Origin of the sequence: Actinoplanes sp. NPDC048796, from assembly GCF_040650035.1 — a bacterium.
Lineage (GTDB): Bacteria > Actinomycetota > Actinomycetes > Mycobacteriales > Micromonosporaceae > Actinoplanes.
The window spans coordinates 331,847-352,749 of record NZ_JBEZGO010000009.1 but is presented as its reverse complement, the minus strand read 5'-3'; the positions used below and the strand labels follow the sequence as shown (position 1 = coordinate 352,749).

The following is a 20,903-nucleotide window of genomic DNA, read 5'->3' as shown; positions in this document are numbered from 1 at the left end:
TCAGCTTCCACAGATCACCTGTACTCGCGCGACTTCCAGCGCGCCCGACGGATCGGCGGGAAGCGCGAGATCGCGCCGAAACGCACGTTCGACCGAAGGGGACCTCAGCAGGATCATGTCGCCGCAGAGGGTCCGATGAGTGACGCTGTTCTCTACTTCGAACGTCTCCCGGGTTGATGCGCTTCGCACACACTCCAAGCCATGCGATCGGCAGGTGGTCCATGCCTGCGCGGGGACCGACCGGGCAAGATAGCCCCGTTCGATCAGTTGCGACATCCAAAGTCTGCGAAACCCTCCGGCGTCGCCCACACTTTCGGCGCGTGCCGTGAGGTTCACCGTGGACGCGCCACCGGTGTTCCGGTACGCGCGAATTATCGGCGCGTCACGATAACGTGAGAAGAACGACCATTCCTGTGGCCAGGTGCGCTGGATGACGGTGGCCCGATCCCGAACGTCGCCTCGTGTTGAGCTTACGATTACTTGGCTGGTCACGGACAGCGCCAGCGCGCCACAGAGAATTCCTGTCCACAACTGGAACGCTTTCCACTTCGGTGTTTCAGGGGTGGCGTCCTCCGGTGACTTCGGTGCGTCGGCGTGCGGCCTCTCGTGTCCCATGCTCAACGGGAGAAGGTCGGGCTCTGGATGAACACGGGATCGGGTGCCTCACTGGCGAAAGAAATGCTTGAAAATGCGCTGGCCGCAACTGTGGCAAGAACGGCGATCGCTAGACCTGTGAGTAGTCTTCGCATCTGTGTTTCGGACCCTTCCGATGGTTCGACGGCTCGAGCACGTACAGGTTCCCGGCCAGCGCTACCACCTCACTACCATCCGTAACCTCAATAGATTGGAGCCCGTACCACGCCTGCCACGGCGCCAAGCGGCTCGTCTTCAACGCGGCTTCGTTGACCGCTGGGCCCGTCGCCGGCGTGGTGGTGGGGACAGGGCCGGCCGGATCGGCCGACCGCATCCGCAACCATCCCCGCCTTCAGGCCCGTCACGAGAGCGCGGTGCGTGGCCTCACCGACGGCGCGAGCTCGCCGCTGTCGACATCCACGGCCACGCGCATGGTGGCAGCGCCGGGCCGGCGACCTGCTGCAGACCCTCGCTACCGAGGGGCGGCTGGTTCTGGACGACGGTCAGCGGTGAGTTCGAGGTGCTGCAAGAGCCGATCATGGCCGGTGTCGAGGTGCTGGTCGTCGCCCGAACTTGTCCGCCCGCTCGGCGAGCACTTCGAACGGCTCCAATGCGAAGTGCTCGGACCGTAGGCCAGAACGCGGCCGCGCTGACCTGCGCGAGGTCGACGTATTGCGTTCTCCTGGCTTCATGCCAACCTTTCCCGGATCCCGTTGCGGGCCGGTCGCCGCCGTAAAGATCGACATCGGCAGAGCAAGCGAAGAACCAACCACGGGAGTACGTCATGTCTGGTACCGATCTCCTCCGCGCCGGCGTCCTGGCCGCGGCGGCCGCAGGTCTTCTTCTGACCTCGGCCTGCGCGGCCGACAACGCCGCGGCGCCCGGCCCCACGCCGTCCGCGTCCGGTGCCGCGCCGGCGTCGAGCCCGGTTGATCTGACCGGCGACGAGACGGCCCTGCCGAACCCCACCTCTGCCGCCCCTGTCCCTTCGTCCTCCACCTCCGCGCGGCCGACCGCGTCGAGTCCGGCCGGTGGCGGCGTGTTCAGCGGCACCCGGCAGGTCCTGCTGCTGCCCAAGAACAGCGAGGCCACGGTCGGGGTGGTCACCGGCGACAAGCTCGGCTTGACCGATTCGTTCGGCGATAAAGCCCTCTTCGTGATCGTCCCGGCCGGTGGTGACAAGTATTCGATCAAGACGGCGAAGCTGCGCGCCGGTGGCGAGCCGCTGTGTGTGTCGGCCAAGGTGGGCTCCGGTGGCGCGCCGGCCCTGATCCACCTCGTGGGCTGCGACGCGGCTGCGGCGAGCCAGAAGTTCCGGTTTCGGCAGACCGGCGAGTCGAACGGCAAGCCGACCTACACGATCTACACCGGCGCCGACACGTTCATCGTGCAGGACCCGACCGGTGAGATCGCCGGCCTCGGCACCGGCGTGATCGCGGCGACCATCGGCGAGGGCACGGCCGACATCGACACCCCGTTCGTCCTCGCCGACAAGGGCAAGGCCTCGCTGCCCGCCCTCGACTGATCTAGCGGTAGTCCTGAAGGATCTGCAGCGCGTAGGCGGTCGCGTTCTGGCAGTTCTCGATGCCGGTCGAGGCCTGCGTCAACAGCGCTGCCAGGTCCGGATAGGCCAGGCTGCCCTCGATGACCGAAAGCCGATCGCGCTGCCGGCCGAGCTCGCCCTCGCATTCCGCGAGCTCTTCCTGGCATCGCCGGAGCTGTTCGCCGACGAACGCCAGAGAATCGTGCGGGAAATGGGCGCCGTCGGCCAGGATCGCGAACTCGCCGATGGCCTGGAGCGACTGGGCCACTTCGTCGCTCGAGGCCATGAGTTGCACCCGCACCCGGTTGCGCACCTCCTCGCCCGGCGTGCCCCGTAACGAGCTGACGAATTCCTGGCCCGCGTTTTGCAGCGCCTCCAGCGCACCCCGGCAGAAGGCCCGGGCCTCCTCGATGTAGGCCCCTTTCCGGGCGGCCTCCATGCGAAGGTCGAAGGCCCAGTTGATCGGCGCCTCCGTCTGATCCTGTTCTCTTTGGAACCCGGCGTAGAGCAGCTCGATCTGGGCCCGCTCCAGATCGGCGCGCAGATTCTCGGCCTCCAGGTGCGCCTTTCGCACCTGCTCGATGCCGTCGTCGACCTTGCGCCGGAGGAGTTCGACGTGCCGTTCGAAGGAGCGGATCTTGCCTTGGACGACGCTGAAATCCCGCGCCGAGCGGTCGTTGCGCGCCTGCTCCAGCCTGAGCGCGGTGGCCAATCCGTCCCGCTCGCCCTCCACCTGCCGGAGATCGGCGCGCAGTTTCTCCTCCTGGGCCTTGAGCGCCTCGAACCTGGCCGTCGCCTCGGTCAGCTTGGCCGCCAGGTGCTCGACGTCGTCGCGCGTGCCGGTGTATCCGGAATCGGAGTGCTTCGTGACGATGTCGACCCGTCGCTGCTCCCACTCCTCGATCTCTTCACCGGTCAGTCCACAGGCCTGGAGCAGACCCGCGAGAATGGCTTTGCCGGGCAGCCGGGCCTGTTTGCCGAGGAGGATGTCGGACAGCGTCGACTGCGGAATGTTCGAGCTCTTGGAAATCTGTATCTGGGTCTTTCCGGACGCGACCACGGTCTGGCGAAGGTCGCGCAGAAAGATCTTTCCGTCTTCCACGCTCGGGCGGCCTTCCGTTCCGTGGGGTCGAGATCGAACCGCCATGCTACATCGACACGAAGATCATGATTCGGCGCCGTCCGGTCCGTACCGGCCTCATCCGATGTCTACCGTGGATCTTGCCGGACGTTCGGTGGCCGACAATCGTTCGTTGGTATGTTCATCGAAATCGTGAAGGAAATGACCGATCTGCTGAATGCGGCCGCCGGACTCGTCTCGGCCACGGCCCTGTTGCTCTCGGCCTGGCGCGCGATCAGCCGGGACCGTTTGAGGCAGGCCACCGTGTCCGCCAGCACGGTTCGGGAGGATGAGGTTCGCAACTTGAACCGGTACTCGTGGCCGAGGCCGGCGCCGGGCCAATAGCGGGACGTGACGGCGACCCAGTGCGCGCGCCGCGCCGATTCGAGTTCCTTCGCCCGCGGCTGGAAGGGGTCGGCGTGGCCGACGGTCAAATACACCGGTGGGTACGCGGTTATCACCTGCCGGGTCGTCGACAGCTCGTCGATGCGCGGGAATCGCGTCCAATCGCGCTCACCGGTGTAGGACCGCAAGAAAGTGCGCAGGGCCGGAAACCCGGTCGATCCCACGGTAGCCATGTCATAAAGGCCGCAGAACAAAAGGACCAGTTGGGCCGCCAGCGAGTATTCGAGGCTGGCCACCACGAACCCGCGGTCGGCGAGCACGGTGTCGTAGTCGGCGACCTGCCGCCGCGATCCGGAGACGTACCCGCCGCCGTGCCCCCACAGCACGACGGGCCGCGGCGCCGCAGCCGTCACCGGCCGGTAGACGTCGAGCATTGGGCCAACCGCGACGATTTCGGGCAGGGCGTCCAACCGGGGTGGGTGCCACCGACACCGGTTACCTGTGGCGGATGGCGCGCCCGCCGCCCGGCCGCCCGGGCGGCCGGAACGAACAGAATGCGCTTACCGCGTCGATCGGTCGTCGGGCTGAGCCGCGACGACGTACCGGTCGGCCAGGGCCCGCAGGAAGTCGCGTAGCTCCGGCGGTTCCAGCACGGTGAACGGCGCCTCGAACTTGCTCAGGTAGGTCACCAGGTCGTGCAGCGAGTCCGCGCCGGTCGCCAGTTCGCACTCGTCGGCGCCGAGAGGCGTGATCCGGCCTGACGTCGGCGTGCTGCGTTCGGCGATCACGGCGGCCGGCGCGGCGAACCGGATCCGCACCCGGTAGCGGAACGGGGCGGCCGTCACGCCCCGGAGCACGTGCGCGGCAGCGTCGCCGCCCGGCGGCTCCCGCGGGACGAACCGGGGGGCCGGAGAATCCTGGGGGAGCGGCGTGATCCGGTCGGCGCGGAACGTCCGCCAGTCGCCGCGGTCGGTGTCCCAGGCCAGCAGGTACCAGCGGCGGCCCGTGTAGACCAGGGTGTGCGGCTCCACGTCGCGCACGCTGCCCTCACCGCCGTGCGCCGAGTAGGCGAACCGCAGTCGCTCGTGGCCGTGGGCGGCCGACGCGACGCGGGTCAGCGTGTCCAGGTCAACGGTCGGGCCGCCGCCGGCCGCCGACACTGTCGCTGACCGCAGCGCGTCGACCCGCGGTCGCAGCCGGCCGGGTAGCGTCCGCTCGAGCTTGGTCAGCGCCCGCAGCGAGGCGTCCTCGATCCCGGCTACGCTGCCGGCCGCCGCCGCCCGGAGCCCGACCGCCACCGCGACCGCTTCGTCGTCGTCGAGGACCAGCGGCGGCAGCGCGCTGCCGGGACCGAGCCGATACCCGCCGCCCGGGCCGGTGGCGGAATCGATCTGGTATCCCAACTGCCGCAGCCGGTCGACGTCACTGCGCACTGTGCGGGTCGTCACCTCGAGGCGGGCGGCCAGCTCCGGGCCCGCCCACTCGCGCCGCTGCTGCATCAGGGACAGCAGCCGCAGCAGCCGTACGGACGTCTCCAGCATTGTCCGATTCTAAGTCGATTGAGGAAGCTATCCTTCCGCAACAGCCCGTAGCGTCGCCGGCATGACACTTCGCGGCATGGCCACTGTCAACTATTTCGCCGCCGACTGGGCGGCCGCCCGGGACTGGTACACGCAGGTCATCGGCGCCGAGCCGTACTTCCTGCGGGACGGCTACGCCGAGTGGCGCGTCGGCGACCATCAAGCCGAACTCGGGCTGATCGACGCGCGTTTCCGGCCGCCGGGCACCCCGACCGGGCCGGTCGGTTCGGTTCTCTACTGGCACGTCGACGACCTCGACGCCGAGCTGGCCCACCTGGTCGAGCTCGGCGCCACGGTGAACGAGCCGGCGCGGCACCGCGGCGGCGGGTTCGTCACCGCCACCGTCGTGGACCCGTTCGGCAACCTGTTCGGCATCATGGACAACCCGCACTACCTCGAACTGGTGGAGGGCAAGTGACCGATGATCCCGCTGCGGCTCTGTCCGGCGACGAGAGGCGCGCGGCCGCCGAGGCCGGGATCGTGGTCTACGCCGGCCGGCTCATCCTGGACGCGCGGCCGCCGGTCACCGACGCGGTTCTGGCCGCGGTCGCCGAGCACTGTGCCGGGCCGCTGCCCGCGCCGCTGGCCGACCTGTGGCGGATCTCGTTCGGGGGCAGCCTCCACTACGACCTGCGGGCCGAGTTCGGTGAGAGCGAGGTCGCGCTGTCACTGCGGGAGTTGTTCTACCCGGACAGCGACGACTACCAGGACCTGTGGGGCTGGATCGAGCACGAGCGGGAGCTGATCGGCGGCGCCCGGCTGTCCTACCTGCCGTTCGGCGGTTTCGAATATCTGGACCGCGTCTACGTGGGCACCGCCGACGGGCCGGGGCACGGGACGGTGGTGTGGTGGCAGCAGGGGCTGCCGGCCGGGTGGGAGCTGATCGAGGGCGACCGGGCCGCGCCGCTCGCCGCCGACCTGCCGGCGCTGTTCGACCGGCTGGTGCTGGAACGCGACCCGTGGGAGAGCGACGACGGCGGCACGGAGCTGCGCGAGGCGGTCGAGGCGCTGGGTGAAAGCGATGACCCGCGGGCGCGGGCGGCCGCGGACAAGCTGCGCCGCCTCGTACAGCAAACGGTCCTTGATTGGCGAAGTGCGCTGCGGGACGGCACCATCGCCGGGCAGCGCCGGCTGCGGCGTCTCGCCCTGGACCGCGCCGCCGCCGGTGACGACCTCGGCCTGATGCGGGAGCTGGTGGCCCGCGGCTGCGATCCGGCCGAGCCCGTCCGCAACGGTCTGACGCCGATCGACATCGCCCTGGCCGGCCGGGGGCTCGCCGTCGTGACGTGGCTGCTGGAGCGGCAGGTGCCCGTCGGTAACACCCTGCGGGTCGGTGCGCACGCCGTGGACCTCGGACTGGCCGGGGAACTGCTCCGCCGTGGCGCGACGGTCGACGCGTCGGCGGTGGCGGCGGCGGCGAAGAATCCGGACGTGGCGGTGGTGGAACTGCTGGCACGGGCCTTGCCGCCGGAAAGCGACCGGCCGCAGTGGCTCATCCGCCGGCTCCGCGAAAGCGCGGCGGTGGCAAGCGAGGGGCAGCGATCAACGGTGCTGAACCGGATCGCCGACGCGCTGACGGCCGCGCCGCCGGCCGCGTGAATCCACCCATCGGAGGTGTCCAGGCGCGGAGCACGCTGCGATGATGGCTGCCATGCGGGATGCGCAGTTGCTGGCGATGCTGGACACCGACCCGCAGGGGTGGGCGTTGGCTCGTTCGGTGCGTGACGACGGCGGCATCGTGGACTTCACCCTCGTCTACATCAACGAGGCCGGCTGCCGTCTGGTCGGCCGTCCCCGGGAGGAGATGGTCGGGCGCCGCTATCGGCAGCTGTGGCCGGAGACGGTGAACGACGGGACCCTGCAGCTGTACTGCACGGTGGTGGAGACGGGTGAGCCGGCGACCCGGACGGTGTACTACGACCGGTCGTCGGTCGCCGGGCATTTCGACATGCGGGTCGGCCCGTACGACGACGGCTTCATCGTCCGTTTCGTCGACCTGCGCCAGGTGACGGTGTCGCCGCGATCGGCGGCCGGCGCCCGGCTCTACGACATGCTGGACGCCGCCTTCGACGGCTTCACCGTGCTGCGGCCGGTCCGCGACGCCGACGGCGCGACCGTCGACTTCATCTGCGACTACGTCAACCAGCTCGGCGCCAAGCTGACCGGGCGGTCGATCGAGGACACCATCGGGCGCCCGCTGAGCGCCATCGCCCCGCAGAGTTTCAGCGACGGAATGTTCGAGCGCTACCGCACGGTGGCCGACACCGGCGAAAGCTGGCGGCAGGAGCTGACCTATCCGGCCATCGGACAGGTGTGGGAGGTCAACATCGGCCGGGACGGCGCCGGCTCGGTCGCGGTGTCCTTCCGGGAGATCACCGAGCACATCGACCGCCAGCGGGAGCTGACCGACAGCGTCACGCGGGCCGAAGCCTCGACCCGCCGGGCCCGCGCCCTGGAAAGCGTCACCACCGCGCTGGTCGCCGCCAGCACCACAGCGCAGGTGTACGACGTCATCGGCTCCGTCCTGCAGCCCTCGGCCGGAGGCGCCGGCCTGGCCCTGCTCCTGCGGGAGGACAACCGCCTGCACCTGCGCTACCACTCCGGCTACGAAGACGACGTCGTCGCCCACCTGCGCGACCTTCCCCTGGATCATCCGTATCCGGCCACCGAGGTCACCCGTACCGGCCAGGCACGCTTTCTCGCCTCCCTCGCCGAATTCCAGCAGTCACAGTCCGCGGCGGCCGCCCCGGTTCCGCCGGGCGGCCGGCACGCGTGGGCCTTCCTGCCGCTCGCCGTCGCCGGCGACGTGCTGGGCACCCTGGTGGTCGGCTACCACGACCCGCGCGACTTCGACGGCGACACCCGGTCCACCCTCACCGCACTGGCCGCCATCAGCGCCCAGGCCCTGCAACGGGCCCTGCTGTTCGAGACGAGCCTGTCCATCGCCACCGAGCTGCAACACGCCCTCCTGCCGGCGCGGCTGCCCACTGTGCCGGGCCTGCGCAGCGCGGCGCGCTACCTGCCGTGGACCCGCGGCGCCGAGGTCGGCGGCGACTGGTACGACCTCACCCGGCTCCGCGACGGTGTGGTCGGCGTCGTGGTGGGCGATGTCGCCGGCCACAACACCGCGGCGGCGGCCGTGATGGGACAGGTCCGCGATGCCATGCGCGCGTACGCCCTCGAAGGCCACTCACCGGCGGAAGTCATGCGCCTGACCAACGACCTGGTCCGCCGTATGCGCCTGGACACCATCGCCACCTGCTGCTACCTGGAACTCGACATCACCACCGGCCGAGGCGCCGGCGTGCTCGCGGGCCACCCGCCACCCCTGGTCCGCGACGGCGACACCGTCCACCCGCTCCCGCTGCCCGCCGCCCCGCCCCTGGGCGCCCTGGAATCACCGAGTTACAGCGACACCTCCTTCGGCTACCCGCCGGCGGCGACCCTGCTGCTCTACACCGACGGCCTGGTCGAAGACCGCCGGCATCCGATCGACCTCGGCCTGGGCGAACTGTGCGCCGCGCTGCGCACCGCTCCGGCCAGCGACCCCGGCGACGTACTCGACCACATCTTGGCCAGCAACGTCGGCCCCCGCACCCGCCGCGACGACATCGCCCTGCTCTGCCTGGTGAACGCTTGAGCTCCCCCTGACATCGGCCGCGGGGTCGCCGGAGGTGGGCCGCGTTTGTCAGCGTCCGCGCCCGGCAAGGCCGTCATCCTCGCCGAGATCGACGCCTACCTCGACAAGGCGCGGCGATGAGCCACGACGCGTGGCACCTGCGGTGCTGTCACTCGTCCTGGTGCCGGCGGAACTGTTGCAGCACCGCCGTGACCTCCTGCGCGCTTTCCCGCAGTTGCTCGATCTCCGCTTCCGTGTACGCGTGCTCGGCCAGGCCGACAACGCAGTGGGTGCCCACCACCTCATCGTCGATCACCAACGGCACTCCCGCGTAACTGCGTGCCCCGTCGACCACGACGAGAGGATTCGTGCCGTGCCGGGGATGACCGGCCAGATCGGGGTAGTTGTGCGCCCGGCCGGAGGTGATCACCTCGGTGCAGAACGACCACTCGGCCGGGGTGCCCCCGACCTCCCTGATCCACGGCGGCAGCCCGAAGGAGCCGGCGTAGAACTGGGTGATGTCCGACTGCAGCGTCACCATGCTGACCGGGGCGCCGAGCCGGTGGGCCGTCCGCTCGGCGAGACGGTCGAGCTGTTGCCGCAACCCCGGGTCGTCGAAGTCGATGTCGGCCACGACCTCCAGCCGGCGGCGCTGGGCGAGGGGGGCGTCGTCACTCGGCATGGGCCCGCGCCAGTTGGTCGTAAGCCGCGATGCGGACTTGCAGGCCGCGCGCACACAGCCGGATCAGCGGTTCCGCTGTCGTCATGACCGCGAGGACCCGGTCGAGCGCCGCGGCCGAGGTCTCGGCACCGGTCAGTCCGGCGGCGAACAGCAGGGTTCGCCAGATGTCTTCCGAGTGCGGCCCGTACATCCCGTGCAAGGCGCGATGCGCTTCTTCCAAGGTCGGACGCGCCAATCGGTAGGGGCCCGTCTCAGGCGAGCCGGGCGGCGTGCCGGTGGGGGCAGTCATGGACTTCATCGTCTCCGGCTACAGGTCGGCGTGTGATGGGCACCCACCTTCACGGTAGGCGCGTCCTCGAGAAGTGGGAGGGCGAATGCCCTATGACGCCTGACCGGTGGCCGGGGCGAGCGGAAACCGTACGCCGGTCAGCTTCTCGGACACCGACCACAGGCGCGCCGCCAGTTGCTCGTCGCGGGCGGTCGCGGAGCGGTTGATCAGTTCCGGCTCGCCGATCATGTGGGCGAAACGGCTCGGGCCGGTGAAGCTGTCGCCGGGCAGGTCGGCGGTGGCGGCGTAGAGGACGGGCAGCGCACCCTGCTCCGGGCTCTGCCCCAGGGTGCGGACGATGAACCGGCTGATCGGGCCGGCCTCGGTGTAGATCTCGGTGCGCACCAGGCCGGGGTGCGCCGCCATGGCCCGCACCGGTGAGCCGGTCGCGTCCAGGCGGCGTTGCAGTTCCGCGGTGAACAGCAGGTTCGCCAGCTTGGACCGGTTGTAGGCGGGGGACTGCTGGTAGGGGTGGCGCTCGTCGTTCGGGTCGTCCAGGTCGAGGCGGCCCATGCGCTCGGCCTGTGACGACAGGTTCACCACCCGGCCGGTGACCTGGGGCAGCAGCAGGTTGGTCAGGGCGAACGGCCCGAGATGGTTGGTGCCGAACTGCGATTCGAACCCGTCGGCGGTGCGGCGCAGCTCCCGCGCGGTGATGCCGGCGTTGTTGATCAGCAGGTCGATCGGAGCGGACCAGGCGTCGGCGAACGCCCGTACGGACGACAGGTCGGCCAGGTCGAGCCGGCGCACCTCGGTGCTGCCGGTGATGGTGCGGGCGGCCGCGTCGCCCTTGCCGGTGTCGCGGACGGCGAGCACAACCCGGGCCCCGGCGGCGGCCAGCGCGCGGGACGTGGCCAGGCCGACGCCGGAGTTGGCGCCGGTGACGATCGCGGTCCGGCCGGCGAGATCGGGGAGGGTGAATGCGGCCATGGGTGGGACTCCGTTCAGCACGTGATTGCACTCGGTGGCATCACCGTACAGCGATGATGCCACCGAGTGCAATCACGTAGGCTGTGACCCATGGCGAGATGGGAACCCGGGACGTTCGAACGCCTGCGAACGGCGGCGCTGACCCTCTTCGACGAGCAGGGCTTCGAGAAGACGACGGTCGCCCAGATCGCCGAGCGGGCCGGGATGAACCGGCGGACCTTCTTCCACCACTTCGCCGACAAGCGGGAGGTGGTCTTCGCCGGCCAGGAGCAGTCCGAGGACCTGATCGCCGCCGAGATCCGCCGCCAGAGCGCCGGAACGGACCCGCTGCACGCCGCCGTGGCCGGGCTGCGGGCCGTCTCCGACCAGATCTACGAGCAGTTCCGCGACGGCTCGGTCCTGCTCGGCCGGGTCATCGCCGCCAGCCCGGAGCTCCAGGAACGCGAGCTGGTCAAACGGTCCACCCTGGCCGATCGGATCGCCGCCGCGCTGCGCGAGCGCGGTACGGCCGAGGCGGCCGCGACCGTGGCCGCCTGGACCGCCGTGGCGATCTTCTTCGTCGCTCGCAACCAGTGGAACCAGCCGGGCAACCAGCGCACCCTGGCCGACCTCATCGCCACGACGCTGCGGGACTTCCTGGGCGCCGCCCGGTTCGCACCCTAGGAAAGGGGGCGGCACTCCAGAACGGTCCATCGGCCGACCGGGGGAGTGGTCACCAGTTCGAGGCCGGCGCCGGCGAACAGGCTCCGCCACGCGGCCAGCGTCCGCTCCCGGCCGCCGAAGACCAGCATCATGTCGATGTCGAGGAACTTCGCGTGGTCCCACTCGTTGGGCTCGCCCATCACCTGTTCCAGGACGAACAGGCGGGCCTCGGCGCGGTCGGCCATCGCCGTGCGGACGCGGCGCAGGAGGGTCGCCGCCCGGTCGTCCGGCCAGTTGTGGAGGATCCCGCGGAGCACGTACGCGTCCGCTTCCGGCAGGGGATCGGCGAAGAAGTCACCGGCGGCCAGGGTGACCCGGTCGGTCACCCCGTGCTTGTCGAGGACGGGGGCGGCCGCCTCGAGCACCGGGCCGCGTTCGAACAGCACGCCGCGGGCGTCGGGGCGGCGTTTCAGGGCCTCGGCCAGGAAATGACCCTGGCCGCCGCCGATGTCGGCGATCGTGGCGAACCGCTCGGGCCGCATCGCGTCCAGGTGGGACGGGGTGAGCCGCAGGTTCATCTGGGTCATGGTGCCGTCGAAGAAGGCCTCCTGGTCCGGATGGGCGGCCAGATGGTCCCAGAGCGGCCGGCCGAACTCGTGGTCGAACGCCCGTCCGCCGCCGGTCGCGGTGTGCAGGATCGAGGCGTACGACCGCCAGATCGTCGGCGCCGCGCTGTAGAGCACCAGGGCCCGGATGCTGTCGCGGGTGTCCGAGCGCAGGCCGTCGGCCAGCGGGGTCAGCGCGAACCGGTCGTCGCTCTCCGCCTGGAAGATGCCGACGCCGGAGGCGGCCACCAGCAGGCGGCGCAGCGCGTCCGGGTCGGCGCCGGAGGCGGCCGCGAGCTCGGTCACCGGGCGCGGGCCGGCGGCGAGGTGGTCGGCCACGCCGAGCGCGCACAGGGCGTGCACGATGCCGGCCAGCCGTACCCCGCCGGCGAGCAGGAGCAGGCGCTGGTTGTGCAGGTCCTGGGGGCCGGTGGTCACGCCGCCTCCTCGAGGATCGTCCTGATCCGCTCCTGCTGCACCTTGGTGTTGCGGTTCAGGTACTCGGTCATGCCGGCGTCGTCGGTGTGCGCGCCCGGTTTCATCTCGAAGTCCTGGATCCAGCGCATGCGTACGCCCTCGGGCTCCTGGTGGAATTCCCACCGCAGGTTCATGTACGTGAAGGGGCCGGTCTCCACCCGGAAGGCCCGCACCGACCGGGTCTGCGGGTCGGGCGTGCGCTCCGACACCCAGCTCCACACCCGTCCCTGCTCGTCGGGGTGCATCACCAGCCGGAACCGGATCGTGTCGCCGTCCTTGGCCAGGATGGTCGTCTCGGCGTACTCGCTGAACAGCGACGGCCAGGACTCGACGTCGTTGGTACGGTCCCAGACCAGGTCCATCGGCGCCTTGATGAGGATGCTGTTGTCGGTGTGCCCGCTCATGTCACGCCCCCTTCAGCCGCGCGTTGACGTATTCCACGGCGGTGCGGGGCGTCTTCATCTCCACCACCGCGTCGTCCGGGATGGTGATCTTGAGCTGCCGCCCGATCCGCGTCGACGCCTCGATCAGCGCCAGCGAGTCGTAGCCGAGCTCGTAGAAGGGCAGGTCGAGCACCTCGTCGTTCCAGGCGCCGGTCTCCGGCGCGCCGGCGGCGTCCTCCAGCACAGCGCCCAGGTCTTCCAGGGTGAACGTGGTCATCATCGGTCCTTTCCGGGGTGTGACAGCACGGCCGCGGCGGTGAATCCGCCGTAGCCGCGGGCGAGTACGAGAACGGTGCTGATCGCCGCCGGCCGGGGCGCGCCGGTGACCAGGTCGATGTCCAGCCGCGGGTCGACCCGCACCCCGGCCGCGGCCGGGATGACCTGGTCGCGCAGGCAGAGCAGCGCGGTCACCAGGTCGAGCACGGCCCCACCGGCGTACAGGCGGCCGGTCAGGGCCTTGGGCGCGGCCACCGGCACCGGGCGCCGGAACACCTCGCGGATGGCCGACGCCTCGGCCCGGTCCAGCTCCGGCGTCCCCACGGCGTCGGCGAAGACCACGTCGACGTCGCCGGGGCCGAGGCCGGCGTCGTCGAGCGCGCGCCGGGCGACGCGGGCCAGGACGGGCGGCCGCCCGGAGCCCGGTGGCGGATCGAAGCCACAGGCGTAGCCGGTCAGCGCGCCGTAGATCCGGGCGCCGCGGGTGGTGGCCGAGTCGTACGGCTCCATGACGAGCATCGCCCCGCCCTCGCCGGGCAGGAAGCCGTTGGCGTCGGCGTCGAAGGGCAGGTAGGCCCGCGACGGGTCGGTGCGGGTGCTGAGCAACCCGGTGCGCAGCTGGGTGATGAAACCCCACGGGCACAGCGACGCGTCGGTGCCGCCGGTCAGCACGACGCGGGCGCCGTTGCGCAGCACCCGCCGCGCCTGCCCGGCCGCGTCGAGGCCGCCGGCCTGCTCGGTGGCGACCACCCCGCAGTTGCCCTTGAACCCGTGCCGGATCGACACCTGGCCGGTGTTGGCCGCGTAGAACCACGCGATGGACTGGTACGCGCCGACGTAGTCGGATCCGCGCGACCACAGATTCTCCAGCTCCCGCTGGCCGAACTCGAAGCCGCCGGAGGAGTTGGCGGTCACCACGGCCCGCTCGAACTCGGGCACTGTCGACAGGTCGAGCGCCGAGTCGTTCAGCGCCCCCTCGGCGGCGGCCAGCGCGAACTGCGTCATCCGGTCGGTCTGCGGTACGAGCCGCGGCGGCACCAGCACGGTCTCGTCGAAGCCGCGGACCTCGCCGGCCAGCCGGACCGGGTAGCCGGAGGCGTCGAAGCGTTCGATCGGGCCGATGGCCGGGGTGCCGGCCAGGGTGGCGGCCCAGTGCTCCTCGACACCGATGCCGGTCGGCGCGACGACGTCCATGCCGGTGACGACGGCGGTGCCGGCGGCGATCACGAGTCCACCCGGGCCAGGACGGCCGCGCTCTGGAACCCGCCGAACCCGCTGCCCACGCAGAGCACCCCGTCCACCTGATGGTCGCGGGCGGTCAGCGGGACGTAGTCGAGGTCGAGCTCGGGGTCGGGCACGTGCAGGTTGGCGGTGGGCGGCACGACGTTGTGCTCGATGGCCAGCGCGCACGCGACCAGTTCCAGGGATCCGATGGCGCCGAGCGAATGGCCGATCATCGACTTGATCGAGCTGACCGGTACGTCGTACGCCCGCGCGCCGAGGGACCGCTTGAACGCGTTGGTCTCGTGGACGTCGTTCTGCTTGGTGCCCGAACCGTGCGCGTTGATGTAGTCGATGTCGCCCGGGTCGAGCCGGGCCTGGTTCATCGCCACCCGGATCGCCTCGGCCATCTCGGTGCCGTCGGGGCGCAGGCCGGTCATGTGGGTGGCGTTGGCCCGCCCGGCGAAGCCACGCAGCTCGGCGTAGATGTGCGCGCCGCGGGCCCGGGCCGCCTCCAGCTCCTCCAGAACCATTACCGCGCAGCCCTCACCCAGCACGAAGCCGGCGCGCCGCTTGTCGAAGGGCCGCGAGGCGTGCTCGGGGTCGTCGTTCTCCGGGGAGGTGGCCCGGATGGCGTCGAAGCAGGCGACCGAGATGGGGGAGATGGGCGCGTCGGTGGCGCCGGCGACGACCACGTCGGCCGAGCCCTCGAGGATGAGTTCGCGGGCGTGGCCGATCGCGTCGAGGCCCGACGTGCAGCCGGTCGAGGTGACCGAGACCGGGCCCTCGGCGCCGGCGTCCCAGGCCACCTCGGCGGCCAGCGTGCTGGGCACGTGGTAGCCGTAGATGTGCGGCACGGCGTAGTCGTGGTCGACCGTCCACTTGCGACCGGCGTCGCTGACCACGACGTACTCGCTCTCCAGGCCCATCGTGCAGCCGCAGGCGCTGCCGATGCTCACCCCGACGCGCCCGGGATCGCCGGCGGTCAGGTCGACCCCGGCGTCGGCCACGGCCTCCCGCGCGGCGACCACGGCCATCTGCGCGGTACGGTCCATCCGGCGTACCTGCTGCGGGGTGAGCCCCTCGCGGGCCGGGTCGAAGTCGGCCTCGGCGGCCATCCGGGAGCGGAACGGCGACGGGTCGAAGAACGAGATGGGCCGGGTCGCCGAGCGGCCGGCCGTGAGCAGCTGCCAGAACGCCTTGACGCCGGGATCGCCCGGTGCGACGGCGCCGAGCCCGGTGATCACCACCCGCCGGCTCATCGCGGGCCTCCGACGCGCGGCAACTCGCCGGCCGGGTTCGGCACCGGTTCGGTGTCGACGTGTCCCAGGTCGGGGCGAGGCGCCAGCGGCGACACGTGGAAGACGGCCAGGGCCTCGTCGCCGCCCGGGTTGACGAACCGGTGCCGCTGACCGCGCCGCACCATGAGCGCCTCGTCGGGCGCCAGCCGGATCTTCTCGCCGTCCACGGTCAGCTCGAGAACGCCGCGGACCAGATAGAGGAACTTGTCGGAGTACGGGTGGTACTGCTCGGCGACGTACTCGCCGGGGGCCAGGGTCAGCGTCCCGCCGAATCCGTCCGTCGCGTCGACTGTGCGCGGGCTGAGCAGGACGCGGATCTCGCCGCCCTGCCGGGTTGTCGGCGCCACGTCGCGGGCCGCGATCTTTCGTGCGGCGGCTGTCGCCATCGATGGTCTCCTGTCATGGGACGGGGGACGGCCGGCGAGCCCGGCCTTCCCCGACGCTGACAGTTGTGGCTAGAGCCCCGATCGACGCGAGCTGGAGGACGGTTCACTCGCCCAGGGCGGCCAGCAGCTCCTCGTGCCATTTGAGCTCGGCCTCGAGCCGCAGCTCGGTGTGCCGGAAGGACAGGACCTCGAGACCGCGGATGTACGGCTCGGCCGCCGCGTGCAGGCTCTTCCACGACTCGATGGTGGCCCGGACCGTCCGCAGGCGGTCCTCCACCATGGCCCGCAGCAGCTCGGCCGGCATGTCGAAGGTCGACTGGAGCGCGAGGTCGACCGGATCCGGCGTCAGCCGGCACTCGCGCAGCGCCTCGTCGCGCTGGGCCTCGAACTCGCGCCGCCCGATGTCGGTGAGCGCGTACACGGTGCGGGCCGGGCGGTTGCCCGCCTGCTCGGTCCGCACGGCCTCGATGACCTGGTCGTTCTCCATGCGGTGCAGGGCGCCGTACAGGGACCCGGCCTTGATGTCGGTCCACAGGTCGGTGCGGTCGACCTGGGCCGCGAGGCGGATCTGGTGGCCGTACATCGGTCCGCCCTTGGCCAGGGCGCTGAGGATGAAGAGGCGAGTGCTGTTCACCGCAACAGTGAAGCACTAGTCGCTCTTTACCCAGGCTCGAGAGCCGCCTGTCAGCGTCATGGCGAGGCGAAACCCGAGGAGGTCCCCCCGTGCGTTATCAGGCTTTGATGGTCCGCCGCTTCGACCCGGCCGACGCGGACGCCGTCGCCGGCGTCTTCGCCGACCACGACGCGACCGGGCTGCCGGCCCGGCTCGGCGTCGCGCAGCGGACGCTGTTCCACTACCAGGGGCTCTACTTCCACCTGGTGCAGTCGGACGTCGACTTCCTTCCGCGGCTCTACGACGCCCGCAACGACGCCCTCATCCAGGACATCGACGCCAAGTTGCGGGGCCTGCTGCGGCCGTACCGGGAGAACGAGCCGGCCATGGCGCAGTCGCAGGCGACCTCGTTCTACCAGTGGCACGCGTCATGACGGCCGAGGGCGGATACCGGGTGCTCATCCGGATGGAGATCGAGCCGGGCGCGGGACCGCGCTTCGAGCAGGCGTGGCGCGAGATGTCGGCGATCGCGCAGGGGCACCCGGCCAGCCGGGGCCAGTCGCTGTCGCGGGTGGCCGACGAGCCGGACGTGTACTACATCGTCACCGACTGGGCCGACGAGGCCGGCTTCGCCGACTTCGCGGCCAGCGACGGGCACGCCGTGGGTGGCCGCAAGCTCAAGGAGCTCCGCCGCGGCGGATCCCGCACGGCGATGTCGGTGGTGCAGCGGGTCCCCGGTCAGGTGCCGAGCGCGCCGTGACGACTCCGACGCTCGACGACGACCTGGATTCGCTGCTGCTCATCCGGCACTTCGAGCAGCGCCTGCTCGACCTGTTCGCGGCCGGCGAGCTCAACGGCACCACGCACACCTGCCTGGGCCAGGAGCACGTGCCCGTCGCACTGAGCGCGCTGCTGGCCGAGGGCGACTTCGTGCTCAGCAACCATCGCGGCCACGGCCACTACCTGGCCCGCTACGACGACCCGGCCGGGCTGCTGGCCGAGATCATGGGCCGGCGGGGCGGCGTCTGCGACGGTGTCGGCGGCAGCCAGCACCTGTTCCGCGACGGCTACCTGTCCACCGGCGTGCAGGGCGAGAGCCTGCCGGTCGGTGTCGGCATCGCGCTGAGCCTGCGCCGGAGCCGGCCGGGCTCGGTGGTGGTGGCCTACATCGGCGACGGGACGTGGGGCGAGGGCGCCGTCTACGAGGCGCTGAACATGGCCGCGCTGTGGCGGGCCCCGCTGATCGTCGCGGTCGAGCACAACGGCATCGCGCAGACCACGCCGACCGAGGCCCACCTGGCCGGCACCATCGGCGGCCGCTGCGCCGGGTTCGGCATCCGGCACCGGCTGATCGAGGGCAACGACGTGGCGGCGATCCGGGCCACCCTCGCGCCCGCGGTGTCCCTGGTGCGCGCCGGCGGCGAGCCGCTGGTGATCGAGTTCCGGGCGCACCGGCTCGGCCCGCACAGCAAGGGCGACGACACGCGCACCGAACAGCAGCTCGAGGCGGCCCGCCGGGCCGACTGGTATCCGCGCCTGGCCGCGGCGGCGCCGGAGTCCTTCGCCGCGGCGGACCGGCGCCAGCGCGACCGGGTGGCGGCGGTGGTCGACGACGTCCGGGCGCGACCGGTATCGGAATGGAGGCGGCAGTGGCCGGCGAACGAGTAGTCGAGGCACTCAACCGGGGGCTGCACGACCTGCTGGGCCGGGACCCGGGCACCGTGCTGCTGGGCGAGGACGTGCTGGATCCGTACGGCGGCGCGTTCCGCGCCACCAAGGGCCTGTCCACCCGGTTCCCCGATCAGGTGCTGTCCACGCCGATCAGCGAGAACGGCATCGTCGGGGTGGCCAACGGCCTGGCCCTGACCGGCCGGCGCGTGCTCGTCGAGATGATGTTCGGCGACTTCCTGCTGCTGGCCTTCGACCAGATCGTCAACTTCGCCGCCAAGTCGGTGTCGATGTACGGCCGCCGGGTGCCCCTGCGCACGGTCGTGCGCTGCCCGGTCGGCGGCGGCCGCGGCTACGGGCCGACGCACAGCCAGAATCCGCAGAAACACCTGATCGGCGTCCCGCACCTGGCCCTGGCCGAGATGTCGGCCTTCCACGATCCCCGGCACGTGCTGGCCGACCTGCTCGACCGCGGTGAGCCGGCGGTGTTCTTCGAGGACAAGATCCTCTACACCCAGCCGGTCCGCGGCGAGGGCCGGATCGACCGGCTCTGGGTGGCCGAGCTGCCGGCCGGCCCGCTGGGCCCGGCCGTGCTGACCACCGACCGGCCCGACACGCTCGACTGCCTGATCGTCTGCCCGGGCGGCGTGGCCGGCCGGGCCATGCGGGCGGGCGCCGAGCTGCTGCTGCGGCACGAACTGGAGACCCAGATCATCGTGCCCTCCCGGTTGTGGCCGTTCGACACCAAAGCGGTGCTGGACGCGGCCGGCCGGGCCGCTGTGGTGTGCGTCGTCGAGGACGGGCCGGCCGGCGGCGGCTGGGGGACGGCCGTGGCCCACGAGCTGCACACCGCTCTGTGGGGCCAGCTGAGCCGGCCGGTGGTGACGGTGGCCGCCGAGCCCGAGGTCATCCCGACCGCGCCGCACCTGGAGGAGACCGTCCGGGTCGGCCCGGAGAAGATCGTGGCCGCGGTACGGGAGGCGGTCCGATGACCGACATCGTCGTCCCGAAGGTCAACACCAACGACGAGTCGTACGTCCTGACCGACTGGCTCTTCGCCGACGGGCAGGAGGTGCCGGCGGACGCGGCGGTGGCCGTGCTGGAGACCTCCAAGGCCACCCACGAGCTCGTCGCCGAGCAGAGTGGCGTCCTGCACCGCCTGGTCGCCGAGAACGCCGAGTGCAAGCAGAACGACGTCATCGGGCGGCTGTTCGCCTCGGCCGCTGAGCGCGACGCCTTCCTGGCCACCGAACGGACCGCTCCCGAGGCCGCCGGGCCACCGGCCGACGGCCTCATCACGGACGCGGCGCGCGAGGAGGCCGGGCGGCACGGCATTGCCGAGTCCGAACTGCTGGCGCTGGGTGGCGTGGTCCGCGTGGGCGACGTCCGGCGCCTGGTCGCCGAGCGGGACGGCACGGCCGACCGGGTACGCCCGCTGAGCCGCCACGAACAGGCGGTGGCCGCGGTGGTCTCCGAGGCACACGCGACAGTGCCGGCCGCCTTCACCGCCGTCAAGGTGTCCGCCGACCGGCTGCGCGACGTGCCGCCGGCCCGTCCGGCCGAGGCGGTCATCAAGGCGATCCGGCAGGCGTACGACGAATTCCCGCTCTTCTTCGGCCGGCTGCGCGAGGGGCGGGAGGTGGTGCTGCCGGACCGGATCGACATCGGCGTCACCATCGACGCCGGGCACGGGCTGTATCTGGCCACCGTGCCCGACCCGGCCGGGCTCTCGCTGTCCCAGGTCGCCGAGACGCTGGACCGGCACCACCGGTCGGCCCTGACCGGATCGTTCCTCCAGGCGGACCTCGACGGCAGCTGCATCGGGTTGTCGGTGAACACGTACACCGATGTCGCCCTGGTCGTGCCGTTGATCTTCCCGCCGCACGTGGCCATGGTCTCGATCGGCGGCCCGCAGCGCGAGCTGACCCTGGACCGCGACGGCCGGCCGGTCACCCGCACCGTCTTCACCCTGGGCGTCGCCTACGACCACCGGGTGCTGGGCGGCCGGGACGCCGTCCGCTTCCTCAAGCATCTCAAGGCGAGCGTGGAGAACCGCGACCGCTTGCAGCAATGGACCACCACGCCGAACGCCAAGGAGGCCACCGATGACTGAATCGACCCCGCCCAGCCCGCAGTACGACGGCATCTTCACCCCCTGGCTCGCGGTCACCGACATGGACCGCTCGATCGAGTGGTACCAGCGGGTGCTCGGCTTCGAGATCGAGTTCCGGGCCGACGACAAGGTCGGCTGGTGCGAGTTCGTCACGCCCACCAAGGACGTCTACCTGGGGCTCTACCGGATGCCGGGAGTGGCACCGGGCGGCGGGGCGATGCCCACTTTCGGGGTGCGCGACCTGGCCGCCGAGCGGGCCCGCCTGACCGAGATGGGTGTCCGCATCCAAGGCCCCGACCAGGTCATTCCCGACCTGATCTCGTTCCTGACCTTCCTCGACCCGGACGGGAACGCGCTGATGTTCTGCCAGGTTCTGCACGAACCGCGCCACTGACGCCCGGCGTATACTCATACACGACTAATCGCGTACGAGTAAGG

At 71.2% G+C, this 20,903-nt stretch carries 25 protein-coding genes; 11 read left to right on the top strand and 14 right to left on the bottom strand.

Going from position 1 to position 20,903, the window contains the following annotated elements; genetic code table 11:
* Entirely contained in the window at positions 1 to 615 is a 615-nt protein-coding gene (locus tag AB0C26_RS32870; RefSeq protein WP_360255521.1) for a hypothetical protein, read from the bottom strand.
* Between the two features lie 802 nt (positions 616 to 1,417).
* On the opposite strand from AB0C26_RS32870, the gene AB0C26_RS32865 reads away from it, so the two are divergent.
* Positions 1,418 to 2,158: a hypothetical protein gene (locus tag AB0C26_RS32865; protein WP_360255454.1), complete on the top strand. Its 741-nt coding sequence runs from the start codon at positions 1,418 to 1,420 to the stop codon at positions 2,156 to 2,158.
* 1 nt (position 2,159) lies between these two features.
* On the opposite strand, the gene AB0C26_RS32860 is transcribed toward AB0C26_RS32865, so the two are convergent.
* The 3 genes from AB0C26_RS32860 to AB0C26_RS32850 form a co-directional block, all read right to left on the bottom strand.
* The gene (locus AB0C26_RS32860; RefSeq protein WP_360255452.1) at positions 2,160 to 3,278 is read right to left on the bottom strand and encodes a helix-turn-helix domain-containing protein; all 1,119 of its coding nucleotides are present in this window, start codon (positions 3,276 to 3,278) and stop codon (positions 2,160 to 2,162) included.
* A 107-nt stretch (positions 3,279 to 3,385) separates the two neighbouring features.
* Positions 3,386 to 4,075 (bottom strand): alpha/beta hydrolase, encoded by a 690-nt coding sequence (locus tag AB0C26_RS32855; RefSeq protein ID WP_360255449.1) that lies wholly within the window; start codon positions 4,073 to 4,075, stop codon positions 3,386 to 3,388.
* Between the two features lie 126 nt (positions 4,076 to 4,201).
* Positions 4,202 to 5,182 (bottom strand): YafY family protein, encoded by a 981-nt coding sequence (locus AB0C26_RS32850; protein WP_360255447.1) that lies wholly within the window; start codon positions 5,180 to 5,182, stop codon positions 4,202 to 4,204.
* Between the two features lie 61 nt (positions 5,183 to 5,243).
* Between AB0C26_RS32850 and AB0C26_RS32845 the strand changes: the two genes are divergently transcribed.
* Genes AB0C26_RS32845 through AB0C26_RS32835 form a run of 3 tightly spaced genes read left to right on the top strand, consistent with a single transcriptional unit; the run spans position 5,244 to position 8,861 of the window.
* Complete coding sequence (locus tag AB0C26_RS32845; protein ID WP_360255445.1) at positions 5,244 to 5,639, top strand: VOC family protein; 396 nt, start codon at positions 5,244 to 5,246, stop codon at positions 5,637 to 5,639.
* Positions 5,636 to 6,820, top strand: a complete 1,185-nt coding sequence (locus AB0C26_RS32840) for an SMI1/KNR4 family protein (RefSeq protein WP_360255443.1) — start codon at positions 5,636 to 5,638, stop codon at positions 6,818 to 6,820. The genes AB0C26_RS32845 and AB0C26_RS32840 overlap by 4 nt, the downstream gene beginning before the upstream one ends.
* 52 nt (positions 6,821 to 6,872) lie before the next feature.
* Positions 6,873 to 8,861: a SpoIIE family protein phosphatase gene (locus AB0C26_RS32835; protein WP_360255441.1), complete on the top strand. Its 1,989-nt coding sequence runs from the start codon at positions 6,873 to 6,875 to the stop codon at positions 8,859 to 8,861.
* 148 nt (positions 8,862 to 9,009) lie between these two features.
* Here the strand turns inward: AB0C26_RS32835 and AB0C26_RS32830 are convergent, their stop codons facing one another.
* The 3 genes from AB0C26_RS32830 to AB0C26_RS32820 all read right to left on the bottom strand — a co-directional run bounded on the left by AB0C26_RS32830 (position 9,010) and on the right by AB0C26_RS32820 (position 10,780).
* Complete coding sequence (locus tag AB0C26_RS32830; protein WP_360255439.1) at positions 9,010 to 9,522, bottom strand: GAF domain-containing protein; 513 nt, start codon at positions 9,520 to 9,522, stop codon at positions 9,010 to 9,012.
* Entirely contained in the window at positions 9,512 to 9,811 is a 300-nt protein-coding gene (locus AB0C26_RS32825; protein ID WP_360255437.1) for a hypothetical protein, read from the bottom strand. Before AB0C26_RS32825 ends, AB0C26_RS32830 begins: the two co-directional genes overlap by 11 nt.
* 90 nt (positions 9,812 to 9,901) lie before the next feature.
* On the bottom strand, positions 9,902 to 10,780 hold the full coding sequence (locus AB0C26_RS32820) for an oxidoreductase (RefSeq protein ID WP_360255434.1): 879 nt from the start codon (positions 10,778 to 10,780) through the stop codon (positions 9,902 to 9,904).
* Positions 10,781 to 10,870: 90 nt separating this feature from the next.
* On the opposite strand from AB0C26_RS32820, the gene AB0C26_RS32815 reads away from it, so the two are divergent.
* A complete protein-coding gene (locus AB0C26_RS32815) occupies positions 10,871 to 11,443 on the top strand; it encodes a helix-turn-helix domain-containing protein (protein ID WP_360255431.1) in 573 nt (190 codons plus the stop codon).
* Here AB0C26_RS32815 and AB0C26_RS32810 read toward each other — a convergent pair.
* From AB0C26_RS32810 to AB0C26_RS32780, 7 genes are all read right to left on the bottom strand, one after another.
* A complete protein-coding gene (locus AB0C26_RS32810; RefSeq protein WP_360255429.1) occupies positions 11,440 to 12,465 on the bottom strand; it encodes a methyltransferase in 1,026 nt (341 codons plus the stop codon). The genes AB0C26_RS32815 and AB0C26_RS32810 overlap by 4 nt on opposite strands.
* The gene (locus AB0C26_RS32805; RefSeq protein WP_360255427.1) at positions 12,462 to 12,908 is read right to left on the bottom strand and encodes an SRPBCC family protein; all 447 of its coding nucleotides are present in this window, start codon (positions 12,906 to 12,908) and stop codon (positions 12,462 to 12,464) included. The genes AB0C26_RS32810 and AB0C26_RS32805 overlap by 4 nt, the downstream gene beginning before the upstream one ends.
* Position 12,909: 1 nt before the next feature.
* Positions 12,910 to 13,164 carry an acyl carrier protein gene (locus AB0C26_RS32800; RefSeq protein WP_360255424.1) on the bottom strand — a complete coding sequence of 85 codons (255 nt, stop codon included), beginning with the start codon at positions 13,162 to 13,164 and terminating at the stop codon, positions 12,910 to 12,912.
* Positions 13,164 to 14,357, bottom strand: coding sequence for a ketosynthase chain-length factor (locus tag AB0C26_RS32795; protein WP_360255519.1), 1,194 nt, complete (start codon positions 14,355 to 14,357; stop codon positions 13,164 to 13,166). Before AB0C26_RS32795 ends, AB0C26_RS32800 begins: the two co-directional genes overlap by 1 nt.
* Before the next feature lie 29 nt (positions 14,358 to 14,386).
* Positions 14,387 to 15,646 (bottom strand): beta-ketoacyl-[acyl-carrier-protein] synthase family protein, encoded by a 1,260-nt coding sequence (locus AB0C26_RS32790; protein WP_360255422.1) that lies wholly within the window; start codon positions 15,644 to 15,646, stop codon positions 14,387 to 14,389.
* The gene (locus AB0C26_RS32785; protein ID WP_360255420.1) at positions 15,643 to 16,071 is read right to left on the bottom strand and encodes a cupin domain-containing protein; all 429 of its coding nucleotides are present in this window, start codon (positions 16,069 to 16,071) and stop codon (positions 15,643 to 15,645) included. The genes AB0C26_RS32790 and AB0C26_RS32785 overlap by 4 nt, the downstream gene beginning before the upstream one ends.
* Positions 16,072 to 16,174: 103 nt before the next feature.
* Positions 16,175 to 16,705: a PadR family transcriptional regulator gene (locus tag AB0C26_RS32780; RefSeq protein WP_360255418.1), complete on the bottom strand. Its 531-nt coding sequence runs from the start codon at positions 16,703 to 16,705 to the stop codon at positions 16,175 to 16,177.
* Between the two features lie 89 nt (positions 16,706 to 16,794).
* On the opposite strand from AB0C26_RS32780, the gene AB0C26_RS32775 reads away from it, so the two are divergent.
* The 6 genes from AB0C26_RS32775 to AB0C26_RS32750 are packed head-to-tail and all read left to right on the top strand — an operon-like array spanning position 16,795 to position 20,859.
* On the top strand, positions 16,795 to 17,118 hold the full coding sequence (locus AB0C26_RS32775; protein WP_360255416.1) for a TcmI family type II polyketide cyclase: 324 nt from the start codon (positions 16,795 to 16,797) through the stop codon (positions 17,116 to 17,118).
* Positions 17,103 to 17,444 (top strand): antibiotic biosynthesis monooxygenase family protein, encoded by a 342-nt coding sequence (locus tag AB0C26_RS32770; RefSeq protein ID WP_360255413.1) that lies wholly within the window; start codon positions 17,103 to 17,105, stop codon positions 17,442 to 17,444. The genes AB0C26_RS32775 and AB0C26_RS32770 overlap by 16 nt, the downstream gene beginning before the upstream one ends.
* Entirely contained in the window at positions 17,441 to 18,352 is a 912-nt protein-coding gene (locus AB0C26_RS32765) for a thiamine pyrophosphate-dependent dehydrogenase E1 component subunit alpha (protein ID WP_360255411.1), read from the top strand. Before AB0C26_RS32770 ends, AB0C26_RS32765 begins: the two co-directional genes overlap by 4 nt.
* The gene (locus tag AB0C26_RS32760) at positions 18,334 to 19,344 is read left to right on the top strand and encodes a transketolase C-terminal domain-containing protein (protein ID WP_360255408.1); all 1,011 of its coding nucleotides are present in this window, start codon (positions 18,334 to 18,336) and stop codon (positions 19,342 to 19,344) included. The genes AB0C26_RS32765 and AB0C26_RS32760 overlap by 19 nt, the downstream gene beginning before the upstream one ends.
* Positions 19,341 to 20,465: a 2-oxo acid dehydrogenase subunit E2 gene (locus tag AB0C26_RS32755; RefSeq protein WP_360255406.1), complete on the top strand. Its 1,125-nt coding sequence runs from the start codon at positions 19,341 to 19,343 to the stop codon at positions 20,463 to 20,465. Before AB0C26_RS32760 ends, AB0C26_RS32755 begins: the two co-directional genes overlap by 4 nt.
* A complete protein-coding gene (locus AB0C26_RS32750; RefSeq protein ID WP_360255404.1) occupies positions 20,458 to 20,859 on the top strand; it encodes a VOC family protein in 402 nt (133 codons plus the stop codon). The genes AB0C26_RS32755 and AB0C26_RS32750 overlap by 8 nt, the downstream gene beginning before the upstream one ends.
* Positions 20,860 to 20,903 lie beyond the last annotated feature (44 nt).

Coding starts and splice junctions, on each gene's coding strand:
- AB0C26_RS32755 (WP_360255406.1), top strand. CDS start 19,341: ATGACCGACATCGTCGTCCCGAAGGTCAACACCAACGACGAGTCGTAC.
- AB0C26_RS32800 (WP_360255424.1), bottom strand. CDS start 13,164: ATGACCACGTTCACCCTGGAAGACCTGGGCGCTGTGCTGGAGGACGCC.
- AB0C26_RS32865 (WP_360255454.1), top strand. CDS start 1,418: ATGTCTGGTACCGATCTCCTCCGCGCCGGCGTCCTGGCCGCGGCGGCC.
- AB0C26_RS32825 (WP_360255437.1), bottom strand. CDS start 9,811: ATGACTGCCCCCACCGGCACGCCGCCCGGCTCGCCTGAGACGGGCCCC.
- AB0C26_RS32855 (WP_360255449.1), bottom strand. CDS start 4,075: ATGCTCGACGTCTACCGGCCGGTGACGGCTGCGGCGCCGCGGCCCGTC.
- AB0C26_RS32750 (WP_360255404.1), top strand. CDS start 20,458: ATGACTGAATCGACCCCGCCCAGCCCGCAGTACGACGGCATCTTCACC.
- AB0C26_RS32790 (WP_360255422.1), bottom strand. CDS start 15,646: ATGAGCCGGCGGGTGGTGATCACCGGGCTCGGCGCCGTCGCACCGGGC.
- AB0C26_RS32805 (WP_360255427.1), bottom strand. CDS start 12,908: ATGAGCGGGCACACCGACAACAGCATCCTCATCAAGGCGCCGATGGAC.
- AB0C26_RS32850 (WP_360255447.1), bottom strand. CDS start 5,182: ATGCTGGAGACGTCCGTACGGCTGCTGCGGCTGCTGTCCCTGATGCAG.
- AB0C26_RS32795 (WP_360255519.1), bottom strand. CDS start 14,357: ATGGACGTCGTCGCGCCGACCGGCATCGGTGTCGAGGAGCACTGGGCC.
- AB0C26_RS32870 (WP_360255521.1), bottom strand. CDS start 615: ATGGGACACGAGAGGCCGCACGCCGACGCACCGAAGTCACCGGAGGAC.
- AB0C26_RS32845 (WP_360255445.1), top strand. CDS start 5,244: ATGACACTTCGCGGCATGGCCACTGTCAACTATTTCGCCGCCGACTGG.
- AB0C26_RS32835 (WP_360255441.1), top strand. CDS start 6,873: ATGCGGGATGCGCAGTTGCTGGCGATGCTGGACACCGACCCGCAGGGG.
- AB0C26_RS32820 (WP_360255434.1), bottom strand. CDS start 10,780: ATGGCCGCATTCACCCTCCCCGATCTCGCCGGCCGGACCGCGATCGTC.
- AB0C26_RS32815 (WP_360255431.1), top strand. CDS start 10,871: ATGGCGAGATGGGAACCCGGGACGTTCGAACGCCTGCGAACGGCGGCG.
- AB0C26_RS32785 (WP_360255420.1), bottom strand. CDS start 16,071: ATGGCGACAGCCGCCGCACGAAAGATCGCGGCCCGCGACGTGGCGCCG.
- AB0C26_RS32830 (WP_360255439.1), bottom strand. CDS start 9,522: ATGCCGAGTGACGACGCCCCCCTCGCCCAGCGCCGCCGGCTGGAGGTC.